Raw genomic sequence first — 23,543 nt, forward strand, 5'->3', positions numbered from 1 at the left:
ATTTTCAATAATTTTGACCTATCAAAACAGACATTGAATGAATAATTCGAAAAAAGTGCCAACAACCGTTTCTCTTGAAAATTATGGAATCAAGCATAATACTATTCATTACCAGCTCTCTCCATCAAGACTCCATGAAATCACTTTAGAGAAGAATATGGGCAAGGAAGCTTCTTCTGGAGCTTTAGCCGTGAATACTGGAGAATTTACGGGAAGATCGCCGATGGATCGCTTTATAGTACGGGATAAAATCACTGAAAATCAGGTTTGGTGGGGTGATATCAATATTCCATTTGAACCTTCAAAGTTCGATGCCTTGTACGATAAAGTAATTGGATATGTTAGTGATAAGGAGCTATATGTACGCGACTGTTATGCATGTGCAGATGCGAATTACAGAATGAACATTCGTGTTATAAATGAATATCCTTGGTCAAATATGTTCGCTTACAATATGTTCATTCGCCCAACGAATGAGGAACTCAAGAATTTTGAACCTGAGTGGACCGTAATCAATGCCCCAGGTTTTATGGCAGATGCTGAAATTGACGGTACACGCCAACACAATTTCGCAATACTCAACTTTACCAGAAAAATTGCTTTAATAGGAGGTACTGGTTATACGGGGGAAATAAAAAAGGGAATCTTTTCAGCCTTGAACTTTATTCTTCCTGTTCAAAAAAATACATTGCCTATGCATTGCTCGGCCAATGTGGGTAAAAAAGGAGATACCGCCATATTTTTTGGTCTATCAGGTACAGGAAAAACCACCTTGTCGACTGATGCGAATAGAAAATTAATCGGGGATGATGAACACGGATGGAATAATGAAAATGCGGTGTTCAATTTTGAGGGAGGATGTTATGCAAAGGTGATTAACCTGTCAGCAGAACAAGAACCTGAAATTTATGGGGCGATCAAAAAAGGAGCTATCCTTGAAAATGTTATCATGAATGATGCTGGAATGGTAGATTTTGAAAATACTTCGATAACTCAGAATACCAGAGTAAGTTATCCCATCTACCATATCGAGAATATCAAGCAGCCCTCACTTGGTGAAAACCCAAAAAATATTTTCTTCTTGACTGCCGACGCTTTCGGCGTTTTGCCCCCGATATCGAAATTGACACCAAGCCAAGCAGCTTATCACTTTATATCTGGCTACACTGCAAAAGTTGCAGGAACTGAAGCTGGGGTGAAAGAACCAATTCCTTCTTTTTCAGCTTGTTTTGGAGCGCCGTTTATGCCTTTGCATCCGACGAAATATGCCGAGATGTTGAGTAAGAAAATGCAAGATGCCGGAGTAAATGTTTGGCTGGTAAATACGGGCTGGACAGGCGGACCTTACGGAGTTGGGACACGTATGAAGCTAAAATATACGCGAGCAATGATTAATGCGGTCCTGAATGGTGATTTAGGATTATATAACTATAATGATTACCATATTCACTCTGTTTTTGGTGTTGCACAACCGCGCTCATGTCCTGGTGTTCCAACAGAAGTTTTGTCTCCACGAACGACTTGGAATGATGATGATGCTTACTACAAAACGGCATTTAAATTATCGAATGCTTTCCGTGAAAATTTTGAACAATTTGAGGAATATGCGAGCGAAGAAATACGCCGAGGAGGTCCTCAACGCTATGCTTTTTAAATAAGAAAGGAGATTATAGCCAAAAAAATCAAAACAAAAAAATCCCTGAAATTGATATTTCAGGGATTTTTTATTACCAGTCTTTTTGGGACCTATTTTTTATTCGCTGTTTGAATATATTTTCGAAGAGCCATGGTCATTGAAGGTGTTTCAGGTGTTGGTGCTTTGATATCACACCGTAACCCAGCCTCTGTCGCCGCTTTGACGGTTGAATTTCCGAAAACGGCTATTCTCGTGTCATTTTGTTCAAAGTCAGGGAAATTCTTCAATAATGATTCAATTCCTGATGGACTAAAGAATACCAAAACATCATAATAAACTTCCTTCAAATCTGATAAGTCACTAATGACGGTTCTGTAAAAGATGCCTCTTGTCCAATCTATTTCCAATTTATCCAAAGTTTCAGGGACGATGGTTTTCAAAGAATCAGAAGAAGGCAGAAGAAATTTTTCTTCCTTATATTTTTTAAACAATACCACTAAATCAGGAAAGTTCATTTTACCAACATATATCTTACGCTTACGATAAACTACGTATTTCTGCAAGTAGTAAGCAACGGCTTCCGATTGACAGAAATACTTCATGCTATCAGGAACTTTGAAACGCATTTCTTCAGCAATTCTAAAAAAATGGTCTACGGCATTGCGGCTCGTAAGAATAATGGCTGTGAAATTTTTAAGGTCAATTTTCTGTTGACGTACTTCTTTTGCATCAACCCCTTCAACATGAATGAAAGGTCTAAAATCGACTTTAACTTTTTCCTTATCAATCAATTTGGAATAAGGGGAGTTTTCCATCTTCGGTTCTGGTTGAGACACCAAAATCGTTTTTACTTTCATCTAGTACTATTTTTTGGTTCCTTGGTCAGACAAAGCGTCTGTGAACTGTTGTAAAACTTTTTCAAAATCGCTTACGCTAAAATTGTTATAAGTTTATTTTCCTCTGCATCAATCTTTTAAATAACTTCCCATAATTACCCAGGGGGCAATTTCGAGTGCGCAAAGGTACAAAATAAAATAGAAAAAATTGTTCGCGATAAATTTTTGATGATTCCTTAACAAGGTGACCCATCCTATACCATTTATTAAAAGAATCAAGAAAAAAGTTACAAAAACAACAGCTTTTGAATCCTTGAAAACATAACATAAAACTATGTTGGCCAAAAACATAATCAAACCACTATGATTTAGGTAGGAAAGCTTCTTAAAGATTAACTCGCTTATGATTTTGTTAGAATTGAAAATGAAACCGTTTCCCAGCTGAAGAAATACTTTCAAGATTAAAAAAATCAGCAAAGACCCTAATATGATTGGATATACATAAAGGTTTAGGTCTGGGTCCTTTAAGGAACCGAAAAAAGTCTTCCATGATAAATATATAAACAATGAAAAATTGACTATTAAAAAAACTGTAAAGAAAATATGAAACCAGTTCATCAACTTTTCCTTTTTGTTATACATAAAGATGTACTTATTATTAAAAGGCAAGATGATAAAATTTAAAAATCGATTGTAAAAAGTACTTTTAGCAACTACAATCAATAGTAAACTTCCAAAAATCAGAAGAGTAATCCAATCAATGTTTTCTATGTTTCGAAGTAGTGGCTCCACTATTTGAGTTTGATGTTGTTACCATTGAGTCCGTACGGAAGATCGTTCTCTGATATACCTATTCTAAAGTAACCCGGTTCCTCCATTTTAGTTTTTGGTAGTTTAAACGTAAAATTTACAGTATCATTTGATTTTAAGACTAAAATAGTGGCGTCAATAGGAGATGCGGCTACTTTTCTGATATCTCGCACCTCCTTATAGTCGTTTAAATAGGCGAGTCCGAATTTGAGTTTATCCAAAGGAATGTCAACTTCATACGGATTAAAAACCTTCATTTTAAAGGTCTTGTCTAAATTATTATCCAATTCATCTTTCTCTAAAATAACTTTCAATCTGCGATAAGATTCAAAATGGTCAATATACTCACCATAAAATAGATCGCCGTTTGGAAGCGGATAAGCAAAACCTGCGATACGGGTATATGGCGTGACGTAGAATACTCTTTTGTGTTGCACACTTGCCTCAGAACCATCTATCGAATACTGGTTTTGCCGATATTGAATGTTATTTAGCGAAATGGCCTTGCGGCCAGAATAGAATTCATACATCGGGGCATTTCTATAGGAATTCTCGAAAACAACTGGAATATCCCAGACATCATACTCCAAGCGATCAACCCATTTTTTATTACCATGGGTTTCGAAGACTATCGGAAACAAGGGCTCATAAATAAGTCCTACCCTTAGGTAAAGTAATATTATTATATTGGCAATGCCCAATCCATAAATCCATTTTCTAGTCTTCTCATTTTCTATGATGTAATTAAAGATTAGTAATACCATCGGAATTGAAACAACAATAATCCATTGAGTCTGAACACGTTTTGAAAAACTGGAGATAAAAAAGAAAATGAGTACGCCGTAGGTTAGAAAAGTAAGTGCTTTGCTAAAAATGTCTTTCGGTTTCGATTTGTATAAAATATAATAGGCGAAAGGAAAAGTAAGTCCGAATATGGCAAGCAGATTTACCAAATATCCCAAGGTGAATTTATTAAAATCATAAGCCTGATTTGGTCGTTCGAACAAATGGTATTTAATAGAAACAAAATCATGTTCGTATAGCCATAAAAAATGGGGAGCATAGCATGCTAAAGATATAGTCACTGCCAGTATAGCATATTTGTCTCGAATTAATTTTAAGTTGGAAAATAAAACAAATACAATTACTAATACAGCGTGATACTTACTGTACATTAAAGCTGCCATAACTACTCCTAAAACTATACTCAGAATGACGGATGGCGCAGCTATAAATCGCTTGTAAACATAAAGAAAAAGAGCAGTAAAAAATAAAAGTGGTGTATCAGGCAGTGTAAAGAAACCATAGGCATTTAAGAGACTCATCGAAAATGCAACTACAAAAAAGTGTGGCACATACTCTTTCTTCTTTGGGTGGTCGATGGTCATCCATAAAATAATCAGGGTGGATGCCGAAAGCAGACAACTCATAAAACGAACTCCCAATTCTCCTTCAAAAAAAAGGCTACTGCCTTTAATCATCCAAGCAACCATGGGGGGATGGTCAAAGTAACCCCAGGCAAGTTTTTTGGAATAATACCAATAATATGCTTCGTCGAAAATGAGTTCGGTAAAATGGGCCTGAAGTAAATTAATTACTAAAATTGTTCCTAAGAGGAATAAAAAAAGCCTAGGCAGATTTTTAAGCATGTGTTGAGGTTGTTCGGCATCAAAATTACAAATTCTTGTGTTTAAACGTCTATTTAAAAAAATCATAAAACGGCTAAAGTCACTTTTCAGCACTTTTGAAAACACTATTTTTGTCGAACTCAAACCAGTTCAATGTCTGATAGCTTAGTAATTATTCCCACCTACAACGAAATCGAAAACATTGAGGCGATTATTCGGGCTGTTTTTGAACTACGAACGAATTTTCATGTTCTTATTGTTGATGATAATTCTCCAGATGGCACTTCCACTACGGTACGTCAATTACAAAAAGAATTCGGAGATAGATTGCATTTAGAAGTTCGTAAGGAAAAATCTGGACTTGGGACTGCCTATATTCATGGTTTTAAATGGGCTATAGAACGAGAATATGATTATATTTTTGAGATGGATGCCGATTTTTCCCATACCCCTTCTGATCTATTGCGTTTACACACTGCCTGCAAGAATGGTGCTGATGTTGCCGTAGGTTCAAGATATAAGAAAGGTGTTAATGTAGTTAACTGGCCTTTATATCGTGTACTGCTGTCTTATGGAGCGTCGTTTTATGTGAAAATGATTACTGGAATGCGGGTGCACGATCCAACCGCGGGTTTCGTTTGCTACAAAAGAGAAGTTTTAGAGAAAATTAATTTAGATTCCATTCGTTTTGTTGGTTACGCCTTTCAGATTGAAATGAAATTTAGGGCCTATATTATGAATTACAAAATACAGGAAGTTTCTATTATTTTTAGAGACCGGGAAAAAGGGAAATCGAAAATGAGTTCTTCTATTGTAAGTGAGGCCATTTTTGGGGTTTTAAAAATCAAATGGAACAGTATGTTTCAAAAAAACAGATATTGAGAATGGCCAAGCATCTGATTAAAAATGCAACGATAGTAAATGAAAATAGGACTTATGAGGCGGATGTGTTGCTGCAAGATGACCGCATTCAAAAAATTGAGAAAGACATTTCAGACCCAGAAGCTAAAGTTATTGATGCTACTGGAAAGCATTTATTGCCAGGTGTAATCGATGATCAAGTTCATTTTAGAGAGCCCGGTTTAACTCATAAAGGAAATATTGCTTCGGAAAGCAAAGCTGCCATTGCCGGAGGCATTACTACTTTTATGGAGCAGCCGAATACGAATCCGCAGACAACTACGATTGAAAAATTAGAAGAAAAGTTCGCTATGGCAGCTGCATCTTCCTTTGCCAATTATTCTTTTTTGTTTGGTGGTACCAACGATAATTTGGAGGAGCTAAAGCGTTTAGATAGGAATGCCTGTTCAGGAGTGAAGCTGTTCTTAGGTTCTTCCACCGGAAACATGTTGGTAGATGATGAGGAGGTGCTTGAAAAGATTTTTCAGAGTACTGAAATGGTTATTTCCGCTCATTGTGAGGATGAGGGTACCATTCGACGTAATCTGGCAAAATATAAGGAAGAATATGAAGATGATATTCCAGTAAAATATCATCCATTAATTCGAAGTGAAGAAGCCTGTTATCTTTCTTCATCTAAGGCGATAAACCTGGCAAAGAAAACCGGAGCACGATTGCATGTTTTTCATCTATCTACAGGAAAGGAAATGGATTTGTTTCGCAATGATATTCCGATAGAAGAGAAAAAGATTACTTCAGAAGTATGTATTCATCATCTGTGGTTTTCAGATGTAGATTATGATACCAAGGGCACTTTAATTAAGTGGAACCCGGCGGTTAAAACAGCGGCGGATCGAACTAAACTTTGGGAAGCTTTGCTAGATGACCGTATTGATGTAATTGCAACAGATCATGCGCCGCATCTTCTTGAGGAAAAAGACAATGTCTATACGAAAGCTCCATCTGGTGGACCTTTGGTTCAACATGCTTTACCGGCGATGTTGCAAAAGCATAAGGAGGGAACGATTTCGCTGGAAAAATTGGTGGAGAAGATGTCTCATAATCCAGCAAAACTTTTTGATATAGAAAAGCGTGGTTTTATAAGGGAAGGCTATTTTGCTGATTTAGTTCTAGTAGATTTGGATAATCCTTGGGAGGTGACACGAGAAAATGCACATTATAAATGTGGATGGTCTCCTTTTGACGGATTCACCTTTGCCTCTAAAATAACCCATACTTTTGTGAATGGTCATGTGGCCTATGAAAACGGAAACTTTTCAGTAGAGCGAAATGCAAGAAGGTTGACATTTGATCGATAGCTATGCAAAAAACACTTCTTTTTCTGGTGATAATTCTTTTTTCTGCCTGTGCTGAAAAGCTCATGGATAAGCCCGAGAACCTTATTCCTAAAGAAAAGATGATTTTGATATTAAACGATCTGGCAATCGTAAATGCCGCCAAAGTAACCAATGCACAAGTTTTGAGAGATCACAAAATCGAACCTACCGAATATATTTTTACAAAATATGGTATTGATAGTGTTCAGTTCGTTGAAAGTGATCGCTACTATGCATCGGTTCCAGAGGAACATGAAGAAATTTACACTGCAGTAGAAGCAAAATTAGAAGCGGAGAAGGAACGGATTGTTACCGCAAAAAAAATTCGGGATAGCCTTAAGGCGACCGAGATGAAAGCAACACGAAAAGGACTTGTGACTAAGGATTCTCTTCCAAAAAAAGACGACAAGAAAAAGTAAGGGTAGGGTCTAAAGATTCGAAGGTGAAATCCAAAGCTTCCCGTATTTTTTGATTTTCATAGAAATCTCGGTGTTTCAGAGAGTGGATCGAGCTTTTTGTGATTTTACGAGGATTTCCAGTTAGGGTACTCCATATCAAATCACCTATCCTACCCATTTCCAATTGCCAGTATTTCAACTTTTTCTTAGGTGCCGATTTCCCTAATGAGGTAGTCAATCGAGTCAAAATTTCCTGAAAAGTGAGATTCTCGGCAACGGCGATAAATCGTTCATTTTCAATCTGAGACTCCATAAGCAAAGTCATCATTTTTATGACGTCGTGAACTGTTATAAACCCTGTGCCTCCCGGTGGATAAAACGAATAGCCTTTATTCGCAGCAGTAAAGAGTGCGCCAGTGCCAGTCTCCCAAAAACCGGGTCCAAGAATGACTCCTGGGTTTAACATGACTACTGAAAGACCTTCCTGAGACCCACGCCAGACTTCCATTTCTGCTTCGTACTTGGAAAGAGCGTATACATTTACATTCAAATCGTTCCATTCGTTTTCCTCGGTAGCCGGAGCGTCGCCTATGCTTTTTCCGATGGTGCCTATAGTACTTACATAGCACAGTTTTTTGATGTCATTTGCAACACATAAGTTTACAATATTGGCAGTGCCTTCAGCATTTATTTTCAATAATTTTTTATAATCACTGGGATTGAATGAAATTAGCGCAGCGGCATGATATACGTATTGAATATCATTAAAAGCAAGTTGTAAATCAGGAATATCGTTGAGGTCAGCTACAACCCATTCAATTTTTGCAAAGAGCTCAGAAGCGTTTTCAGAATAATATCCAAAAACCTTTTCCACCCGTTTCAGGTCGCTTCCTTTTCTATGGATGGCTCGAACTGGCATTCCTTTTTGAAGCAAATGCAAAAGGAGATGTGCTCCAACTAAACCCGTTCCCCCCGTGACTAAAATCATAGTCCAAAGTTAGCGAATACCCCCGGATAATTTCCTCTTGATACTTCAGGAAAAGCGCGATATTTCCTTTTATATTTGCACCAAATGCTAAACTTGAATTAAAATGACTTCCAACTTTGTTGAAGAATTAAAATGGCGGGGAATGTTGCATGATGCGATGCCGGGTACTGAAGAACATCTGTTAAGTGGTATGCAGTCTGCCTATTTGGGTATCGACCCTACGGCAGATTCACTTCATATTGGGCATTTAGTAGGGGTGATGATGTTAAGTCACTTTCAAATTGCTGGCCATAAACCTTTTGCTTTGATTGGAGGCGCAACCGGAATGATTGGTGACCCTTCTGGAAAATCTTCAGAACGCAACCTATTGGACGAAGCTACTTTGCGTCATAATCAAGTGGCATTAAAGGAACAACTTTCTCGCTTTTTAGATTTTAGTAGTGATGCTGAAAATGCGGCGATTCTAGTTAATAATTATGACTGGATGAAGGATTTCTCATTTTTGGATTTTATTCGTGATGTAGGCAAACATATTACTGTAAACTATATGATGGCTAAAGATTCGGTGAAAAAAAGATTGTCCGCGGAAGCAAAAGAAGGCATGTCATTTACCGAATTCACCTACCAATTGGTGCAAGGCTATGATTTCTTGCATCTCTACAAGGAACACAACTGTACCTTACAAATGGGGGGTAGTGATCAATGGGGGAATATTACAACAGGAACGGAACTAATTCGTAGAATCGGCGGCGGAAAAGGCTATGCACTTACCTGTCCGTTAATTACGAAAGCCGACGGCACCAAATTCGGTAAAACAGAAAGTGGCAATGTCTGGTTAGATGCGGGAAGAACATCTCCATATAAATTCTATCAGCATTGGCTAAATACCTCAGATGCCGATGCCGAAAAGTATATTAAAATATTTACGTTTCTTTCAAAAGAACAGATTGAAGCTCTTGTTGCCGAGCATGTTGAAGCTCCCCATCAGCGGGCACTTCAGAAGAAATTGGCGGAAGAAATTACAACTGCAGTGCATTCAAAAGAGGATTTGAATAATGCTATTGCTGCAAGTGCAATTCTCTTTGGGAAATCTACTTCGGAAGATTTGAAAAAGCTAGATGAAAAAACCTTTTTAGATGTATTTGACGGTGTTCCTCAATCGGAAATTTCAAAATCTGAATTAGAGGGTGAAGGCTTAGATATGATTGGAGCCTTAGCTGCCCAAACAGGATTTTTAGCTTCTAACGGAGAAGCGCGGCGAGAGCTCAAACAGAACTCCATTTCGGTGAATAAAGAAAAGGTAAAAGAAGATCATAAGATTACATCTTCTGATTTGATAAATGACAAATTTGTGCTTTTGCAACGTGGAAAGAAAAATTATTTTGTTTTAGTGGTGAACTAATGCGATGTGCAAGCAATAGGTAATTCCAAGATTAAGACACTCGCTTATATACTCTTAGTGATCTCATTGTTTTCAGCTATTTTGAGCTATATGAGTACTGTTTCGATGGGTTTTCCTGACGGACACTTGACTGAATTCGAACATGCGGTGAAACCTCTTTTTATTAGCAATAGTATTCTTGCCTTACTTTTTGGAATTTTGTTTTATGGGTTGGCACGTTTTTCTTCAAAAACGCGTAGTAGGGTAATCTTTTATTTCAGTTTTGTACTCTTCGTTCTTTTGATAATAGGATTAATAGTGTTGTATTTTTATTTCAGCTCAAACTTGAATCATGGCGGTGGTGGGTGATTAAAGAACCAATAAACTAAACTGTCGAATAAAAGAGTGGTCAAATAATTTTTTCGAATTCAGTTAGGGTTTTTTATTTCGAAATTGTTCTACTCAAAAGTAGAGATATGAAAAAGTTAGCCTTTTGTCTGCTATTTGTAGGCATATTATTTTCTTGTGAAAATTCAGATGATAGTACGCCGACCCCAGCAGATTTAAATGGAAAATGGGAACTTCAAAGCGCGAGTTGCTTTTGTTTTTATCCTGAGGATTTTGATTTTAGTGCTCATAAAATCATTTTTAATAACGATGAAGGCACCTTGACAATTGAGAACTCATCCGAAACTTTCTTTATTACTGGCGCAGGACGGTATGATTTTCAAATTCAAAATGATAAGGTCGTCATTAATAACACTTGGGAGTTCACTTATGAAATAAAAGGAGACCTCCTTATAATGTCTTTTGTGGACAATCCTGAGATTGCTGATGACGAGATAACTCTCACTTATAAAAAAATAGACTAGAGTACCATCAAATTACAACCGCGAACATCGGAGTGGTCAAAACGACCTAAAATTGCAAAGCTACCATCGGCATACTTTTTTCCTAAATCTTGAGTAGCAATAAAGGAGCAGGAATTAATATTAGCCAAGTCAATAATATTGATTCCCCCCGTTTTTCCATTTTTTTGAAACGTAAGCGGGTCTTCTGTGTCGCGTATGAAGACTTTCATCCAACGGGGCGTTTTAAATATTCCATTTCCTTTGGAATAGGCTTGAGAGAGTAGTTCGGTCATTCCGTATTCAGAATGGATTTCGTCAACTCCGAATCCTTGCTTTAAAGTTTGATGGAGTTCACTACGAATCATTTCTTTTCGCTTTCCTTTCATTCCACCCGTTTCCATTACTATTGTATTCTTTAATTCGAGGGAATACTTTTCTGCAAAATCTAGCAATGCAAATGAAACCCCTATTAATAGTACTTTGTTACCCGACACTTCTAATTGCAATAATTTGTTCTTAAGGGAATCGAATTCATCCAAATAAAACCCACTATCGTGATGTCCACTTTTTTTAATGAGGTCATCAACCATATAAATGAGAGAGGAGCCTTCTCTTTCTAGATAAGAAGGGAGCAATGCTAGAATACAATAGTCTTGAATATCTCCATAGAAATGCTCAAAAGCTTTCAGATAGCTTTGTTTATAAATACCTAAATCGGTTACATGATGCAGACTTGTTTGGTTTCCGGTTGTACCGCTGCTAGAAAATGCGATTTGAGATGGGTTGTGACCGGTCAGTACAGTTTTGGATTTGAAGAACTCGATAGGCAAAAAAGGAATTAGTAGAATTTGACTAACGTTTTTAGGGTTTCTTCCTAAGTAATTGCAAAATTCTCGATAGACCGTATTCTCTCGATATTGAAATTCGAAAACCTCCAAAGCTTTCGCTTCAAATTCCGATTCATTTTTGATTTTAAATACTGTTGAGCTGTTCATAATATTGTCTGCCGTAAAAGTAAACATACCACAGCTCTAATAAAACAAAAAGCCCTTGCTAACAAACAAGGGCCTTTAAGAATTTGAGTTAAGAATATTATTTGACTACCAACTTGCGGGTCATTGTTTCATTACCTTCGGTAACCTGCAATACGTAAACACCAGGTACAAGTCGCGATATATTTAATGATTTTGATGATATTCTATCGGTCAGTACCATTTCTCCGAAAACATCGTATACTATGATATCCTTGATGCCATTTTTTGACGTAGTGATATACACTACATCATTAGTTACCGGATTGGGATAAATTTTAATGGATGACTCTGTTGCTGGTAAGGTCTGGTTGAAGCTTATAGTATCTTGCCCATGGGCAGATAAAGTCAACAGCAGCAGTAAGCCGAAGTAGCATTTTTTCATAGGTTAAAACATTTGGGATTATAAATATAGGACAGGGGTACGGCTAAAACTAAATATTGTTGTGAAATTCGTCAAATTGTAGGTAAACAAAATTTCTATTACTGTTTATCGATTTTTTTGACCAATAAACGAAAAAGAAAATATACCAGAGATAAAAAATAGGTGCTTAACTATTTAATAATCAGCTTTCTTGTAGCTACTTTGTCTTTCTCATAGACCCGAAGTACGTAAACGCCTGCATCTAAGTCGGAAAGGTTCAGTTCTTTACCTAAAATAGTAGTTTCTAAAACTTGAGTCCCCAATACATCGAAGATTAAAATTTTCTTTGCTGCATTTTCATTAGTACTAATATATACCTTACCATTGGTAACTGGATTTGGGTAAAGTTTAAACCCGTCAATGTCTCCTTTACCTCCACCACTTTGGGCATAGCTAAAAGTAACAAACAAGAAAAAAACAATTAGGTAAAGGTGCTTCATGCAGTATTGTCAACAAAATGTATACCACAAATATAAGAATAATAGGTTGGCTAAGACGGTTTGAGTGCCCTTAATAGCGGAATTTTTCGACGAAATACAGGTTTCCTTTCCGGTTTTGTCACCTTTTTATTGATTCTTAATAGGTTTCAACGAATTTGCCAATGTTATCAAATTGTTATGACATTAAATCAACGTTAAGAGCAGATTTGATAAAGGTTTTATATTTACATTTGAGGGAATAACTTCAACATTCGATGAAAAAAAAGGACATTAGAATACTATTAGTAGACGACGAACCCGATATTTTGGAGATTCTAAGTTATAACTTGTCTTCAGAAGGATACAATGTTTTTACAGCAAAAAATGGGGCCGAAGGAGTTGCAAAAGCAAAGAAAAAACAGCCTCATTTAATTATTTTGGATGTTATGATGCCCGAAATGGATGGTATCGAAGCATGCGAAATTATTCGAAATACGAAAGGCTTGGAGAATACGATTATCACATTTCTTACCGCACGTGGAGAAGATTACTCCCAGGTGGCAGGTTTTGATGCTGGCGCTGATGATTATATTACCAAACCCATAAAGCCTAAGGTTTTAGTTAGTAAGATTAAAGGTTTGTTGAGAAGATTGAAAGAAGAAGATAGCAGTGCGGAAGATATTGTAAAAGTGGGCAATATTGTTATCAACCGCGAGGAATATAAAATTGTGAATAATGGGGTGGAACTAGTTCTTCCTAGAAAGGAGTTCGAACTATTGTCCCTTTTAACTTCCAAACCCAATAAAGTTTTTAAAAGAGAGGTTATTTTAGATCGTGTTTGGGGTAATGAAGTGGTTGTTGGAGGTCGAACAATAGATGTACATATTCGAAAACTTCGGGAAAAAATCGGCGAAGATCATTTCAAAACCATAAAAGGGGTTGGGTATAAATTTGTACTCTAATTTCAATGTTTTTTTGTTATTTCCCTGACTAAAATATGATATTTGTACGATGCCTATTGTACAGGGTCATAATCTGCTCAAACTTTTTTAAATGGCAATTCGATTAAAGAGATCTTATAAATTCGCTTTTCGCACCGCCATCTTCATTGTTACCTTTCTCACCTCCCTATTGGGATTTTTTATGTGGTACAAAGAGGTATCCGACTGGCTTTTTCTAGTGGTGTTTGCTTTGCTTTCGTTCGGTATTTCATTTTTTGTAGTTCAACTTCGCATAGAGAAATTTATCTACCGTAGAATTAAGAGAATTTATGATGATGTTTCGCTTTTGGAATCGTCCTCTTTGTCTTCAAGAACTGTTACAACTGATATGACAACGCTGACACAAGAGATTGAAAAATTTGCACAGGATAAGAAAGTAGAAATAGACACTTTAAAAATCCGAGAGGAATATCGAAAGGACTTTTTGGGCAATGTTTCGCATGAATTAAAAACACCCCTCTTTACGGTGCAAGGCTATCTTGAAACACTTTTGGATGGGGCATTGGAAGACAAGAATGTGCGAAAAAAATATCTAAACCGAGCAAATAAAGCCGTTGATAGATTAATATATATCGTTAAGGATTTGGATCTTATCACCAAATTGGAGGCAGGAGAATTGAATGTAAACTGGGAAGTATTCGATATCATTGAACTAATTAAGACCAATTTTGAACTCTTGGAAATGAAGGCAGCAAAAAAGAAAATTGCATTGACCTTCGATATGGAATACGAGGCCCCAATTTATGTTCGCGCAGATGCCGAAAAAATACAACAGGTGATAACTAATCTGTTGGTAAATTCCATAAAATATGGACATGAAAATGGTACAACCGAAATAAGTGTTGAGAATCTAATCCAAAATAAAGTTATTGTCCGTGTTACGGATAATGGAGAAGGTATTCCTGAGCAGCATATTCCACGGCTCTTTGAACGTTTTTATCGTATTGACCAGAGTAGAAATAGAAACGAAGGTGGCTCAGGATTAGGTCTAGCCATTGTAAAACACATTATTGAAGCCCACGAGGAACGTATTTATGTGGAAAGTGAAGAGGGAATTGGTTCTGAATTCTCATTTACACTTGAAAAAGAGATTGCTACTGAAGAAGAGTCGGTCTGATTGAACTTTCCTGAGTAAAGATTTGCTTAGCTTTGCAAATCACTAAATTTTGATTGTGGTGGGGAGTAAAAACAAGCTCAAACGATTTAAGGAGAACGAGACGTTCATAAATGTTATTCAGCCCGAGAGAAAGGCTATTGAAGATGGTTCTTTAGTTCTGAAAGGAAAATGGGCCGAGCACTTCAAAAATGACAATCCAATTGTGCTAGAGTTGGGTTGTGGTAAAGGAGAATATACGGTCGGACTTGCCCAAAAGAATCCAAATAAAAACTTTATCGGAATTGATATCAAAGGTGCTCGATTTTGGCGAGGTGCTAAAACGGCTATTGAAGAAAATTTAGATAATGTTGCTTTTCTACGAACTCAAATTGAGCTGGTAGATTGGATGTTTGCCGAAAATGAAGTTTCTGAAATATGGATTACTTTTCCTGACCCTCAAATCAAATATAAACGAACCAAACATCGGATGACCAATCAGGATTTTCTCGAGAAATACAGGAAAATTCTTAATCCAAAAGGACTCATGCACCTTAAAACAGATAGTGAATTTATGCACGGCTACACTCTTGGTTTGCTTCATGGACTAGGACTGGAAGTCATTTACGCAAATCACGATGTTTATAAAAATGAAGGAAGTCCTGAAGAGGTGTTAAAAATTCAAACTTTCTATGAAAATCAGTACCTTCAAAAAGGAAAACCAATTACCTATATTCAATTTAGAATTCATTAGTCGAAAATCAACCAGAAATGCAACAACTATTGCTTTTAAGTGTAGCAACGTTTAGTGCTGCTTTTGTTGCCTCATTGCCACCAGGTTTGTTGAATATGAATGCTGCTAAAACGAGCGTTGAGAAAGGTAAAAAGAACGGAATTACTTTTGGCCTTGGTGTTGGTTTTACAGTGATGATTCAAGCTTATTTGGCCGTTAGAATTGCGAAGTTATTATCCCAAAATCCCGAAATCATAGAAATACTGATGCAACTTGCATTGGTGATTTTCGGAGTGCTAGCTATCTTCTTTTTCGTTAAGGGTAAAAAGCAGACAACTGATACGGTCGAATTTGTAGAAGGTAAGAAAAGGGGAAGTTTCTCCAAAGGAGCTTTTTTGGCAGCTCTTAATTTACTGACAATACCATATTACGCTGGGATAAATACTTTTTTCAATGGTCAAGGCTTTATGAATTATACGCTAATGGATGAAATTATTTTTATAATTTCTGCCGGCTGCGGAACTTTTTTGGCCATGTACGTATATGTGTTTTACTTTGATAAGATGGAGCAAAGAACAAATCGGTTTTCGAAAAACGCAAACTACATTTTAAGTGGATTGATGATTCTTCTATTTGCTATTACCTTGTTACGTCTATATTTTTAACACATGAAATCAGAAAACAAAAACTTCTTTCGAAAAGTCTATGAAGTAGCTGAGCAAATTCCTTATGGTAGAGTGACTTCTTATGGGGCAATAGCCAAATATTTAGGCGCAGCTAGAAGTGCCCGAATGGTAGGATGGGCAATGAACGGGGCCGGGAGCATGGAAAGTGTTCCAGCGCATCGTGTAGTCAATAAGGCAGGACTTCTTACGGGAAAACATCATTTCGATGGCACAAACCTTATGCAACAGCTTTTGGAAAGTGAAGGGATAAAAGTTGTTGAGAATCAAATCCAAAATTTAGAAAAACACTTTTGGGATCCTTTTAAAGAACTCCCTTTGAAGTAAATTATGATTCTCTCGAGATTCAACCATCAGCTCAACCTATTTCATCATACTACATTTCAATCCAAACCCTTTAGCCTTTCCGGGCTATACCCTATCTTTGTTGTTTAGAATGAATATACATAATGAAGATTGATAAAAAGGAAGTCCTTAAAGCTTTAGAACAAATTACAGTTCCAGGAGAAGGCCAAAATATGGTTGAAAGTGGTGCTGTAAAAAACATACAGATTTTTGGTGATGAGGTTGAAGTAGATATAACGATTTCAAATCCCAGTTTGCAAGCTCGAAAGAAGACCGAGGTTGAAATCCTCAAGATTATTCACAAGGATGTTTACGAAAAAGCGAAAATCAAAGTGAATATAAAGGTTGAAGCTGCTGCTGCAAAACCAAAAACTAATGAAATTAAAGGGAAACCAATTCCCGGAATTCAAAATATCATCGCTGTCGCTTCTGGAAAAGGAGGTGTTGGAAAATCTACAGTTACGGCTAATTTGGCAGTCACTTTGGCCAAAATGGGCTTTAAAGTAGGTTTGCTCGATGCTGATATCTATGGTCCGTCAATGCCGATCATGTTTGATGTGGCGCAAGAAAAACCTTTGGCCGTCAACGTGAATGGTAAATCAAAAATGAAACCAGTTGAAAGTTATGGTGTAAAAATGCTTTCTATCGGATTCTTTACCCAACCGAACCAAGCTGTAATTTGGAGAGGACCTATGGCTTCCAAAGCATTGAATCAAATGATTTTTGATGCACACTGGGGCGAGTTGGATTTCATGTTATTGGACTTACCTCCAGGAACTGGAGATATTCATTTAAGTATTATGCAGGCTATGCCGGTGACCGGTGCGGTAATCGTTAGTACCCCACAAGAAGTAGCCTTGGCAGATGCAAAGAAAGGGGTGGCTATGTTCCAGCAAGATTCTATCAACGTTCCCGTTTTGGGAATTGTTGAGAATATGGCGTATTTTACACCGGAGGAACTTCCTGACAATAAGTATTATATCTTCGGAAAAGAGGGTGCGAAGCATCTTGCTGAAGATTTAAAGGTTCCATTTTTAGGAGAGATTCCATTAGTACAAAGTATCCGTGAAGCGGGAGATGTAGGTAGACCTGCAGCATTGCAAACAGCAACTTCGATTGAAGCGGCTTTTGAAGAGTTGACCAAGAATGTGGTGCAAGAAGTAGTTGCAAGAAATAAAAATATACCACCTACGGAAGCAATTAAAATAACAACAATGGCTGGTTGCTCTGCTGTTAAAAAATAGTAGTTATGACGACAATGACATCTGAAGAACTAAAAATGAACGTAGAAAAGGCTCTAGAGGAAATCCGCCCTTTTTTACAAAGTGATGGTGGAGATATTACCCTTGTATCAATCGACAATGAGAACTCGGTAAAAGTTCGTTTGGAAGGTGCTTGCGTGGGTTGTTCTGTAAACCAAATGACCTTGAAGAGTGGAGTAGAAATGACGATTAAGAAGTATGCGCCTCAAATAGAAGAAGTTGTAAACCTCGATTAATTTCCTGATAAATCTCATCTTTTTTCACACGCTCGTACCATAACTTTGCGGACATTACAAACCAGATTTTTAAATGATTAAGACAGATATACTGATAATCGGTGCAGGCCCTACGGGTCTTTTTGCTGTTTTTGAGGCGGGGTTGTTGAAATTAAAATGTCATCTCATAGATGCTTTGCCGCAAGCCGGAGGTCAATGCTCTGAAATTTACCCCAAGAAACCGATTTATGATATCCCAGGTTTTCCAGAAGTTTTAGCAGGCGAGCTAGTCGATAATTTGATGGAACAGATAAAACCTTTTCAACCGGGGTTTACTTTAGGAGAAAGGGCTGAAACCATAGTAAAATTAGAGGACGACTCTTTTGTTGTAACGACAAATAAAGGCACAAGGCATAATGCTCCTATAGTAGCTATAGCTGGTGGTTTGGGAAGCTTTGAGCCTAGAAAACCCTTGCTTGAAAACTTGGCAAAATTTGAAGATAAAGGGGTTGCTTATATCATCAAGGACCCAGAAGTATATCGCAATAAAAAGGTGGTGATTGCTGGAGGTGGTGATTCGGCTTTAGACTGGAGTATCTTCCTAGCGGATGTTGCTTCCGAAGTGACTTTGGTGCATCGTAGAAATGAATTTCGTGGCGCTTTAGATTCCGTAGAAAAAGTTCAGCATTTGAAGGATGCCGGAAAAATCAACCTTATGACTCCCGCAGAGATTGTTGGACTGAACGGCAAAGACCATTTAGAATCTGTAGTGATTCGAAAAACTGGTGATGATAGTGCTATAAATTTTGAAGTTGATAATTTTATTCCATTATTTGGGTTATCTCCCAAACTTGGTCCTATCGGCGATTGGGGACTTGAAATCGAAAAGAACGCCATCAAAGTAGATAATACATTAGATTATCAAACTAACATTCCGGGTATCTATGCAATCGGGGACGTGAATACCTATCCCGGGAAATTAAAATTGATTCTTTGCGGATTTCATGAGGCAACTTTAATGTGCCAAAGTGCCTATCAAAGAATTTTCCCAGATAAAAAGTATGTTATGAAATATACCACAGTAGGTGGTGTAACTGGTTTTGACGGAAGTAAAAAAGAAGCTCCTAAAGCAGTAGTAAAGGCGATAGAATAATAAATGACTGATATAAGGATTACCATTATAGATAGAGATGGGGTAACCCACGAAGTCGATGCACCAACCGATATGAATATGAACCTTATGGAAGTGGTTCGCTCATACGAACTTGCTCCTGAAGGAACGATTGGCATCTGCGGAGGAATGGCCATGTGCGCCTCTTGCCAATGCTATGTAAATTCCGAACATGTACTTCCTGAAAAATCCGATGATGAAGAAGCTATGTTAGCAGAAGCTTTTAACGTTGAAGACAACTCGCGTTTGGGCTGTCAGCTCCACATTACTGATGATATGGATGGATTGGAAGTTCAATTAGCGCCAGAAGAACTCTAAATCCTAGCCTGATAGGTAAACAGGTTATAGTACCTTCCTTCTTTGGCAATTAATTCATCATGAGTACCTTGCTCAGCGATTTTACCATTTTCAATAACCAAAATCTGATTCGCCTTTCGAATTGTACTTAGACGGTGTGCAATAACAAAGGTAGTCCGGCCTTTTGTCAAAGTGGCTAAACTTTTTTGAATTAAGGCTTCACTTTCCGTGTCTAAATTGGAAGTAGCTTCATCTAAAATCAAGATTTTCGGGTTTGCCAGAACAGCCCTTGCAATAGCAATACGTTGTCTTTGTCCACCAGATAGCTTAACACCGCGTTCACCAATAAGAGTATCCAAACCATCTTCAAAACGGTCAGTAAATTCATCCACATAGGCGGCTCTCACAGCAGCTTGTAATTCTTCCTCAGCAGCATTGGGTCTTGGAAAAAGAATATTATCTCGAATGGATCCTTCGAATAAAAATTCATCTTGCAAAACCACACCAAGGTTTTTTCTAAAACTATTCAGGTTTACTTTGGAGACATCGTTTCCGTCAATGGATATGATACCTGATTGCGGATTCAAAAAAGTGGCTGCTAATCCAGCAATGGTAGATTTTCCAGAACCAGAACTTCCCACTAGCGCAATAACATCTCCAGAATTCGCTTTAAAACTGATATTGTGTAACACCTCTTTATCTTCCTCATAGGCAAAGGAAACATTATCAAAAACAATATCCCCTTTGATATTTTCTAAAACAATTGTACGATTTTCTTCATCCGATTCGGGAGTCATGTTCATGAGCTCCTCTGTGCGGTCTAGTCCTGCTAATGCTTCCGTCAGTTGACTTCCGATATTGCTCATTTGTACAATGGGTGCTATCATTAATCCTAGTAAGAAAGTAAAGGTTAAGAATTCCCCTATGGATAAACTATCATTCATTATTTCGTAACCTCCAAGACCCATAACTCCGGTAGTTGCCACTCCCAATAAAAAAGTCGAAGAACTTGTCATAAAGGCGGTCGCTGTCAAACTTTTTTTTACATTTTCAAACAACTTGGCAACTCCTATTTCAAATACTCTATTTTCTTGGGCTTCTGCATTGAAACCTTTTATGACACGAACACCACCCAAAGTTTCGGTAAGTCTTCCCGTGACCTCGGCATTAATCTTACCTCGGTTTCTAAAAATAGGACGTATGATTTTGAAAGCTTTTAAAGCAACTACAGCAAAAATGGCCAGCGGAATCAGCGTGAAAAGAGTCATCTGCCAACTTATTTGTAGCAATAGAATCAGAGAAACAATAGCTGTAATTGAACCGCCGACTAATTGAACTAGTCCAGTACCAATAAGATTTCGAACACCCTCAACATCACTCATGATACGTGAAACCAATGCCCCAGATTTGGCATTATCAAAAAAGCTAATCGGCAGTGAAAGCACTTTTTTCTGCACTTGTGCCCGTAATTCAGAAATCAAAAACTGCGCTTGTACACTTAGTATTTTGGTAAGCAAAAAAGAGGTTGTGGCTTGAACAGTAATGGCCAAAATAACAGCACCAACCAACAGTTTTAAAAAGTCAACATCTTTGTTCGGAATGATATCATCCATCAAATATTTAAGAGACAACGGTGCTACAAAACTTGCCGCTTTACTAATCACTATCAATAACAAACCAATGAAAACTAGATTCCGTCTTGGCCAAATAATGGTTTTAAATGCGGTAAGTATACTGACTTTTTTCTCAGCCATAGGTGTTAGAAATTTATTTAAGGATGCAAGGTAGTTCAAAAAAGCATCGATTCTATTCTAGTACTGTCCGGCATCGGTTTTTTAAGCAAAAATTAGTATTTCAGTAGCAAGTCTCTTAATTTAACGGATACTAATTTCATCCTTATGAGAGCTCTATTATTTGTAATATTTCTTTTATTATTTTCTTGCAAAACAGATTCAGAATCGACCAATACCCAGGGGGGACCTACTTTGGCAGAGAAAGCGGAGAACGTTACCATTATTCGAGATGATTTTGGCGTGCCACATATATACGGAAAAACAGATGCTGATGCGGTCTTCGGGTTACTTTATGCGCAATGTGAAGACGACTTTAATAGGGTAGAGCAGAATTACATTTGGGCTACTGGAAGATTGGCGGAAGTCGAAGGTGAAGATGCTTTATACAGTGATTTACGAGCCAAACTTTTTATGACCGAGGAAGAAGCCAAGGCCGCTTATGAGAAGAGTCCTGAATGGTTGAAAAAACTTTGCGTCGCTTTCTCGGATGGGATTAATTATTATTTAGAAACCCATCCTGAAGTAACACCCAAATTATTGTATCGCTTTGAACCCTGGATGCCTATGTACTTCAGTGAAGGTTCTATTGGGGGAGATATCGAACGCATTCGAACCAATAAGATTCGTGCTTTTTATGAAGGCGGAATGGAAATTCCTGAAATGAAGTTTCAAGAATTGGAGAAAAAAGAACTGGAGGCAGAACCCCAAGGGTCGAATGGCATTGCAATTTCAGGAGAATTAACGAAATCCGGAAATACCTTGCTGCTTATTAATCCGCATACTTCCTTCTATTTCAGAGGAGAAGTACATGTGGTTTCCGAGGAGGGATTAAACGCTTATGGTGCTGTCACTTGGGGACAATTTTTTGTCTACCAGGGCTTCAACGAAAAAACAGGTTGGATGCATACTTCTGGCGATACCGATGTGATTGATGAGTTCAAGGAAAAAGTTGTGAATATAGACGGAAAACTGTTTTATGAGTATGGAGAAGAATTGCGAAAAGTTGAAAAGCAAGAAGTGACTTTAAAGTATAAAGATGAACAGGGTTTAAAAGAAAAGAAGTTTCCTTTTTATCGGACGCACCACGGCCCGATTACCCATATGATTGATAATCAATGGACTGCCTCGGCAATGATGTGGGAACCAGTAAAAGCTTTAGACCAGTCTTTTACTAGAACAAAAAAAGACGGCTATGAAGAGTTTCAGAAGATGATGAATATTCGGGCCAACTCCTCCAATAATACGGTATATGCAGACGCTGAAGGGAATATCGCTTATTTTCATGGCAATTTTGTACCTAAACGCGATGTATCTTTTGACTATACCAAACCAGTTGATGGTAAGAATCCAAAAACGGATTGGCAAGGCCTACATCCGCAATCAGAGAATATTCAACTGTTGAACCCAGAAAATGGCTGGTTGCAAAATTGCAATTCTACACCATTTACTTCGGCTTTGGAATTTAGTCCGAAGAAAGAAGATTATCCGAATTACATGTCCATCGATAGGGAGAATTTTCGAGGAATTCATGCTATTGGTTTACTGAAGGATAGGCAGGATCATACTTTGGAAGGATTGATTGAACTGGCGCATGATTCCTATTTACCAGCATTCGAAACTTTGATCCCTGGATTGGTGGAGGCCTATAATCGTTATGACGATAAAAACCCAAAATTGCAAGAAGCTATCGAGATTTTGGGAGAATGGGATTATAAAACATCAAAGGAATCTGTTGCAATGACTTTAGCACATTTCTATGGAACGAAGTATTATCAAGAAGGAAAATACCCTGCAGGAATGACACCAATGGAACGCGTTAACTTTTGGGGCAATAAACCAGGGGAACAACTAAAAATATTTGAAAAAACAATTGATGAATTAACAAACGATTTCGGCTCTTGGAACATCCCTTGGGGCGAAATAAACCGCTACCAACGTTTGAATGGTGATGTTCGACAAGCCTTTAATGATAATAAGCCCAGTATTCCTATTGGTTTTGCTTCTGGTCGTTGGGGAGCCTTAGCCGCATATGGAGCAAGATATACTACTAAGGGAGCTAAAAAACTATATGGAACACGTGGCAATAGTTTTGTAGCAGCAGTTGAGTTTGGTGATAAGGTCAAAGCCAAAAGTATTTTGGCGGGAGGTCAGAGCGGAGACCCGAACTCGCCTCACTTTGATGATCAAATTCAATTGTATGCAGATGTAAAATGGAAAGATGTGCCCTACTACAAAGAAGATGTTTTGAAAAGAGCTAAAGAAACCTATGTGCCTGGGAAAAGGTCTTCACCAAGCTCAGATTGATAATTTA

General features: G+C 37.6%; 25 protein-coding genes. 17 read left to right on the forward strand and 8 right to left on the reverse strand.

Annotated elements, in window-relative coordinates:
* Nucleotides 1-37 precede the first annotated feature (37 nt).
* Nucleotides 38-1,654, forward strand: a complete 1,617-nt coding sequence (gene pckA, locus FEE95_RS08100; protein WP_138657368.1) for a phosphoenolpyruvate carboxykinase (ATP) — start codon at nucleotides 38-40, stop codon at nucleotides 1,652-1,654.
* 92 nt (nucleotides 1,655-1,746) lie between these two features.
* Here pckA and FEE95_RS08105 read toward each other — a convergent pair whose 3' ends face one another.
* The 3 genes from FEE95_RS08105 to FEE95_RS08115 all read right to left on the reverse strand — a co-directional run bounded on the left by FEE95_RS08105 (nucleotide 1,747) and on the right by FEE95_RS08115 (nucleotide 4,931).
* Nucleotides 1,747-2,493, reverse strand: a complete 747-nt coding sequence (locus tag FEE95_RS08105; RefSeq protein ID WP_138657369.1) for a uroporphyrinogen-III synthase — start codon at nucleotides 2,491-2,493, stop codon at nucleotides 1,747-1,749.
* 108 nt (nucleotides 2,494-2,601) lie between these two features.
* Entirely contained in the window at nucleotides 2,602-3,264 is a 663-nt protein-coding gene (locus FEE95_RS08110) for a DUF4271 domain-containing protein (protein WP_138657370.1), read from the reverse strand.
* Nucleotides 3,264-4,931: an ArnT family glycosyltransferase gene (locus FEE95_RS08115; RefSeq protein WP_138657371.1), complete on the reverse strand. Its 1,668-nt coding sequence runs from the start codon at nucleotides 4,929-4,931 to the stop codon at nucleotides 3,264-3,266. Before FEE95_RS08115 ends, FEE95_RS08110 begins: the two co-directional genes overlap by 1 nt.
* A 132-nt stretch (nucleotides 4,932-5,063) precedes the next feature.
* Here FEE95_RS08115 and FEE95_RS08120 point away from each other — a divergent pair, with 132 nt between their 5' ends.
* From FEE95_RS08120 to FEE95_RS08130, 3 genes are read left to right on the forward strand one after another with little or no spacing between them, the layout of a single operon-like run.
* A complete protein-coding gene (locus FEE95_RS08120) occupies nucleotides 5,064-5,792 on the forward strand; it encodes a polyprenol monophosphomannose synthase (RefSeq protein ID WP_138657372.1) in 729 nt (242 codons plus the stop codon).
* 2 nt (nucleotides 5,793-5,794) lie between these two features.
* On the forward strand, nucleotides 5,795-7,129 hold the full coding sequence (locus tag FEE95_RS08125) for a dihydroorotase (RefSeq protein WP_138657589.1): 1,335 nt from the start codon (nucleotides 5,795-5,797) through the stop codon (nucleotides 7,127-7,129).
* A gap of 2 nt (nucleotides 7,130-7,131) precedes the next feature.
* Entirely contained in the window at nucleotides 7,132-7,566 is a 435-nt protein-coding gene (locus tag FEE95_RS08130; protein WP_138657373.1) for a DUF4296 domain-containing protein, read from the forward strand.
* Here FEE95_RS08130 and FEE95_RS08135 read toward each other — a convergent pair.
* Nucleotides 7,526-8,533 (reverse strand): NAD-dependent epimerase/dehydratase family protein, encoded by a 1,008-nt coding sequence (locus FEE95_RS08135; protein ID WP_138657374.1) that lies wholly within the window; start codon nucleotides 8,531-8,533, stop codon nucleotides 7,526-7,528. The genes FEE95_RS08130 and FEE95_RS08135 overlap by 41 nt on opposite strands.
* A gap of 103 nt (nucleotides 8,534-8,636) precedes the next feature.
* Between FEE95_RS08135 and tyrS the strand changes: the two genes are divergently transcribed.
* The 3 genes from tyrS (at nucleotide 8,637) to FEE95_RS08150 (ending at nucleotide 10,786) form a co-directional block, all read left to right on the forward strand.
* Nucleotides 8,637-9,935, forward strand: coding sequence for a tyrosine--tRNA ligase (gene tyrS / locus FEE95_RS08140; RefSeq protein ID WP_138657375.1), 1,299 nt, complete (start codon nucleotides 8,637-8,639; stop codon nucleotides 9,933-9,935).
* 90 nt (nucleotides 9,936-10,025) lie between these two features.
* Complete coding sequence (locus FEE95_RS08145) at nucleotides 10,026-10,283, forward strand: hypothetical protein (protein ID WP_138657376.1); 258 nt, start codon at nucleotides 10,026-10,028, stop codon at nucleotides 10,281-10,283.
* Nucleotides 10,284-10,390: 107 nt separating this feature from the next.
* A complete protein-coding gene (locus tag FEE95_RS08150; RefSeq protein WP_138657377.1) occupies nucleotides 10,391-10,786 on the forward strand; it encodes a hypothetical protein in 396 nt (131 codons plus the stop codon).
* Here FEE95_RS08150 and FEE95_RS08155 read toward each other — a convergent pair.
* From FEE95_RS08155 to FEE95_RS08165, 3 genes are all read right to left on the reverse strand, one after another.
* Nucleotides 10,783-11,760: a LuxE/PaaK family acyltransferase gene (locus FEE95_RS08155; RefSeq protein ID WP_138657590.1), complete on the reverse strand. Its 978-nt coding sequence runs from the start codon at nucleotides 11,758-11,760 to the stop codon at nucleotides 10,783-10,785. The genes FEE95_RS08150 and FEE95_RS08155 overlap by 4 nt on opposite strands.
* Before the next feature lie 97 nt (nucleotides 11,761-11,857).
* The gene (locus tag FEE95_RS08160) at nucleotides 11,858-12,181 is read right to left on the reverse strand and encodes a T9SS type A sorting domain-containing protein (protein WP_138657378.1); all 324 of its coding nucleotides are present in this window, start codon (nucleotides 12,179-12,181) and stop codon (nucleotides 11,858-11,860) included.
* A 170-nt stretch (nucleotides 12,182-12,351) separates the two neighbouring features.
* On the reverse strand, nucleotides 12,352-12,660 hold the full coding sequence (locus FEE95_RS08165; RefSeq protein WP_138657379.1) for a T9SS type A sorting domain-containing protein: 309 nt from the start codon (nucleotides 12,658-12,660) through the stop codon (nucleotides 12,352-12,354).
* A 254-nt stretch (nucleotides 12,661-12,914) separates the two neighbouring features.
* On the opposite strand from FEE95_RS08165, the gene FEE95_RS08170 reads away from it, so the two are divergent.
* From FEE95_RS08170 to FEE95_RS08210, 9 genes are all read left to right on the forward strand, one after another.
* Nucleotides 12,915-13,601: a response regulator transcription factor gene (locus tag FEE95_RS08170; RefSeq protein WP_138657380.1), complete on the forward strand. Its 687-nt coding sequence runs from the start codon at nucleotides 12,915-12,917 to the stop codon at nucleotides 13,599-13,601.
* Nucleotides 13,602-13,692: 91 nt separating this feature from the next.
* Nucleotides 13,693-14,757, forward strand: a complete 1,065-nt coding sequence (locus FEE95_RS08175; RefSeq protein ID WP_138657381.1) for a sensor histidine kinase — start codon at nucleotides 13,693-13,695, stop codon at nucleotides 14,755-14,757.
* A gap of 58 nt (nucleotides 14,758-14,815) precedes the next feature.
* A complete protein-coding gene (gene trmB / locus FEE95_RS08180; RefSeq protein WP_138657382.1) occupies nucleotides 14,816-15,487 on the forward strand; it encodes a tRNA (guanosine(46)-N7)-methyltransferase TrmB in 672 nt (223 codons plus the stop codon).
* 17 nt (nucleotides 15,488-15,504) lie between these two features.
* Nucleotides 15,505-16,131, forward strand: coding sequence for a LysE family transporter (locus FEE95_RS08185; protein ID WP_138657383.1), 627 nt, complete (start codon nucleotides 15,505-15,507; stop codon nucleotides 16,129-16,131).
* Nucleotides 16,132-16,134: 3 nt separating this feature from the next.
* Complete coding sequence (locus tag FEE95_RS08190) at nucleotides 16,135-16,476, forward strand: MGMT family protein (RefSeq protein ID WP_138657384.1); 342 nt, start codon at nucleotides 16,135-16,137, stop codon at nucleotides 16,474-16,476.
* 122 nt (nucleotides 16,477-16,598) lie between these two features.
* Nucleotides 16,599-17,738 carry an Mrp/NBP35 family ATP-binding protein gene (locus FEE95_RS08195; RefSeq protein ID WP_138657385.1) on the forward strand — a complete coding sequence of 380 codons (1,140 nt, stop codon included), beginning with the start codon at nucleotides 16,599-16,601 and terminating at the stop codon, nucleotides 17,736-17,738.
* 14 nt (nucleotides 17,739-17,752) lie between these two features.
* Nucleotides 17,753-17,992: a NifU family protein gene (locus FEE95_RS08200; protein WP_138657591.1), complete on the forward strand. Its 240-nt coding sequence runs from the start codon at nucleotides 17,753-17,755 to the stop codon at nucleotides 17,990-17,992.
* A gap of 73 nt (nucleotides 17,993-18,065) precedes the next feature.
* Nucleotides 18,066-19,124: an NAD(P)/FAD-dependent oxidoreductase gene (locus FEE95_RS08205; protein ID WP_138657386.1), complete on the forward strand. Its 1,059-nt coding sequence runs from the start codon at nucleotides 18,066-18,068 to the stop codon at nucleotides 19,122-19,124.
* 3 nt (nucleotides 19,125-19,127) lie between these two features.
* Complete coding sequence (locus tag FEE95_RS08210) at nucleotides 19,128-19,460, forward strand: 2Fe-2S iron-sulfur cluster-binding protein (protein WP_138657387.1); 333 nt, start codon at nucleotides 19,128-19,130, stop codon at nucleotides 19,458-19,460.
* Here FEE95_RS08210 and FEE95_RS08215 read toward each other — a convergent pair.
* Nucleotides 19,457-21,193: an ABC transporter ATP-binding protein gene (locus FEE95_RS08215; protein WP_138657388.1), complete on the reverse strand. Its 1,737-nt coding sequence runs from the start codon at nucleotides 21,191-21,193 to the stop codon at nucleotides 19,457-19,459. The two genes, FEE95_RS08210 and FEE95_RS08215, sit on opposite strands and share 4 nt — an antisense overlap.
* A gap of 144 nt (nucleotides 21,194-21,337) precedes the next feature.
* Between FEE95_RS08215 and FEE95_RS08220 the strand changes: the two genes are divergently transcribed.
* Nucleotides 21,338-23,536 carry an acylase gene (locus FEE95_RS08220; protein ID WP_138657389.1) on the forward strand — a complete coding sequence of 733 codons (2,199 nt, stop codon included), beginning with the start codon at nucleotides 21,338-21,340 and terminating at the stop codon, nucleotides 23,534-23,536.
* Nucleotides 23,537-23,543 lie beyond the last annotated feature (7 nt).

It is taken from the genome of Maribacter algarum (ex Zhang et al. 2020) (genome assembly GCF_005885635.1).
Lineage (GTDB): Bacteria > Bacteroidota > Bacteroidia > Flavobacteriales > Flavobacteriaceae > Maribacter_C > Maribacter_C algarum.

What these genes read in the sequence shown, in the direction of transcription:
- FEE95_RS08200 (WP_138657591.1), top strand. Translation starts at nt 17,753, where the DNA reads ATGACATCTGAAGAACTAAAAATGAACGTAGAAAAGGCTCTAGAGGAA.
- FEE95_RS08220 (WP_138657389.1), top strand. Translation starts at nt 21,338, where the DNA reads ATGAGAGCTCTATTATTTGTAATATTTCTTTTATTATTTTCTTGCAAA.
- FEE95_RS08190 (WP_138657384.1), top strand. Translation starts at nt 16,135, where the DNA reads ATGAAATCAGAAAACAAAAACTTCTTTCGAAAAGTCTATGAAGTAGCT.
- FEE95_RS08195 (WP_138657385.1), top strand. Translation starts at nt 16,599, where the DNA reads ATGAAGATTGATAAAAAGGAAGTCCTTAAAGCTTTAGAACAAATTACA.
- FEE95_RS08205 (WP_138657386.1), top strand. Translation starts at nt 18,066, where the DNA reads ATGATTAAGACAGATATACTGATAATCGGTGCAGGCCCTACGGGTCTT.
- FEE95_RS08145 (WP_138657376.1), top strand. Translation starts at nt 10,026, where the DNA reads ATGAGTACTGTTTCGATGGGTTTTCCTGACGGACACTTGACTGAATTC.
- FEE95_RS08165 (WP_138657379.1), bottom strand. Translation starts at nt 12,660, where the DNA reads ATGAAGCACCTTTACCTAATTGTTTTTTTCTTGTTTGTTACTTTTAGC.
- FEE95_RS08115 (WP_138657371.1), bottom strand. Translation starts at nt 4,931, where the DNA reads ATGCTTAAAAATCTGCCTAGGCTTTTTTTATTCCTCTTAGGAACAATT.
- pckA (WP_138657368.1), top strand. Translation starts at nt 38, where the DNA reads ATGAATAATTCGAAAAAAGTGCCAACAACCGTTTCTCTTGAAAATTAT.
- tyrS (WP_138657375.1), top strand. Translation starts at nt 8,637, where the DNA reads ATGACTTCCAACTTTGTTGAAGAATTAAAATGGCGGGGAATGTTGCAT.
- FEE95_RS08120 (WP_138657372.1), top strand. Translation starts at nt 5,064, where the DNA reads ATGTCTGATAGCTTAGTAATTATTCCCACCTACAACGAAATCGAAAAC.
- FEE95_RS08150 (WP_138657377.1), top strand. Translation starts at nt 10,391, where the DNA reads ATGAAAAAGTTAGCCTTTTGTCTGCTATTTGTAGGCATATTATTTTCT.
- FEE95_RS08135 (WP_138657374.1), bottom strand. Translation starts at nt 8,533, where the DNA reads ATGATTTTAGTCACGGGGGGAACGGGTTTAGTTGGAGCACATCTCCTT.
- FEE95_RS08170 (WP_138657380.1), top strand. Translation starts at nt 12,915, where the DNA reads ATGAAAAAAAAGGACATTAGAATACTATTAGTAGACGACGAACCCGAT.
- FEE95_RS08185 (WP_138657383.1), top strand. Translation starts at nt 15,505, where the DNA reads ATGCAACAACTATTGCTTTTAAGTGTAGCAACGTTTAGTGCTGCTTTT.
- FEE95_RS08130 (WP_138657373.1), top strand. Translation starts at nt 7,132, where the DNA reads ATGCAAAAAACACTTCTTTTTCTGGTGATAATTCTTTTTTCTGCCTGT.
- FEE95_RS08215 (WP_138657388.1), bottom strand. Translation starts at nt 21,193, where the DNA reads ATGGCTGAGAAAAAAGTCAGTATACTTACCGCATTTAAAACCATTATT.
- FEE95_RS08210 (WP_138657387.1), top strand. Translation starts at nt 19,128, where the DNA reads ATGACTGATATAAGGATTACCATTATAGATAGAGATGGGGTAACCCAC.
- FEE95_RS08125 (WP_138657589.1), top strand. Translation starts at nt 5,795, where the DNA reads ATGGCCAAGCATCTGATTAAAAATGCAACGATAGTAAATGAAAATAGG.
- FEE95_RS08175 (WP_138657381.1), top strand. Translation starts at nt 13,693, where the DNA reads ATGGCAATTCGATTAAAGAGATCTTATAAATTCGCTTTTCGCACCGCC.
- FEE95_RS08160 (WP_138657378.1), bottom strand. Translation starts at nt 12,181, where the DNA reads ATGAAAAAATGCTACTTCGGCTTACTGCTGCTGTTGACTTTATCTGCC.
- FEE95_RS08155 (WP_138657590.1), bottom strand. Translation starts at nt 11,760, where the DNA reads ATGAACAGCTCAACAGTATTTAAAATCAAAAATGAATCGGAATTTGAA.
- FEE95_RS08105 (WP_138657369.1), bottom strand. Translation starts at nt 2,493, where the DNA reads ATGAAAGTAAAAACGATTTTGGTGTCTCAACCAGAACCGAAGATGGAA.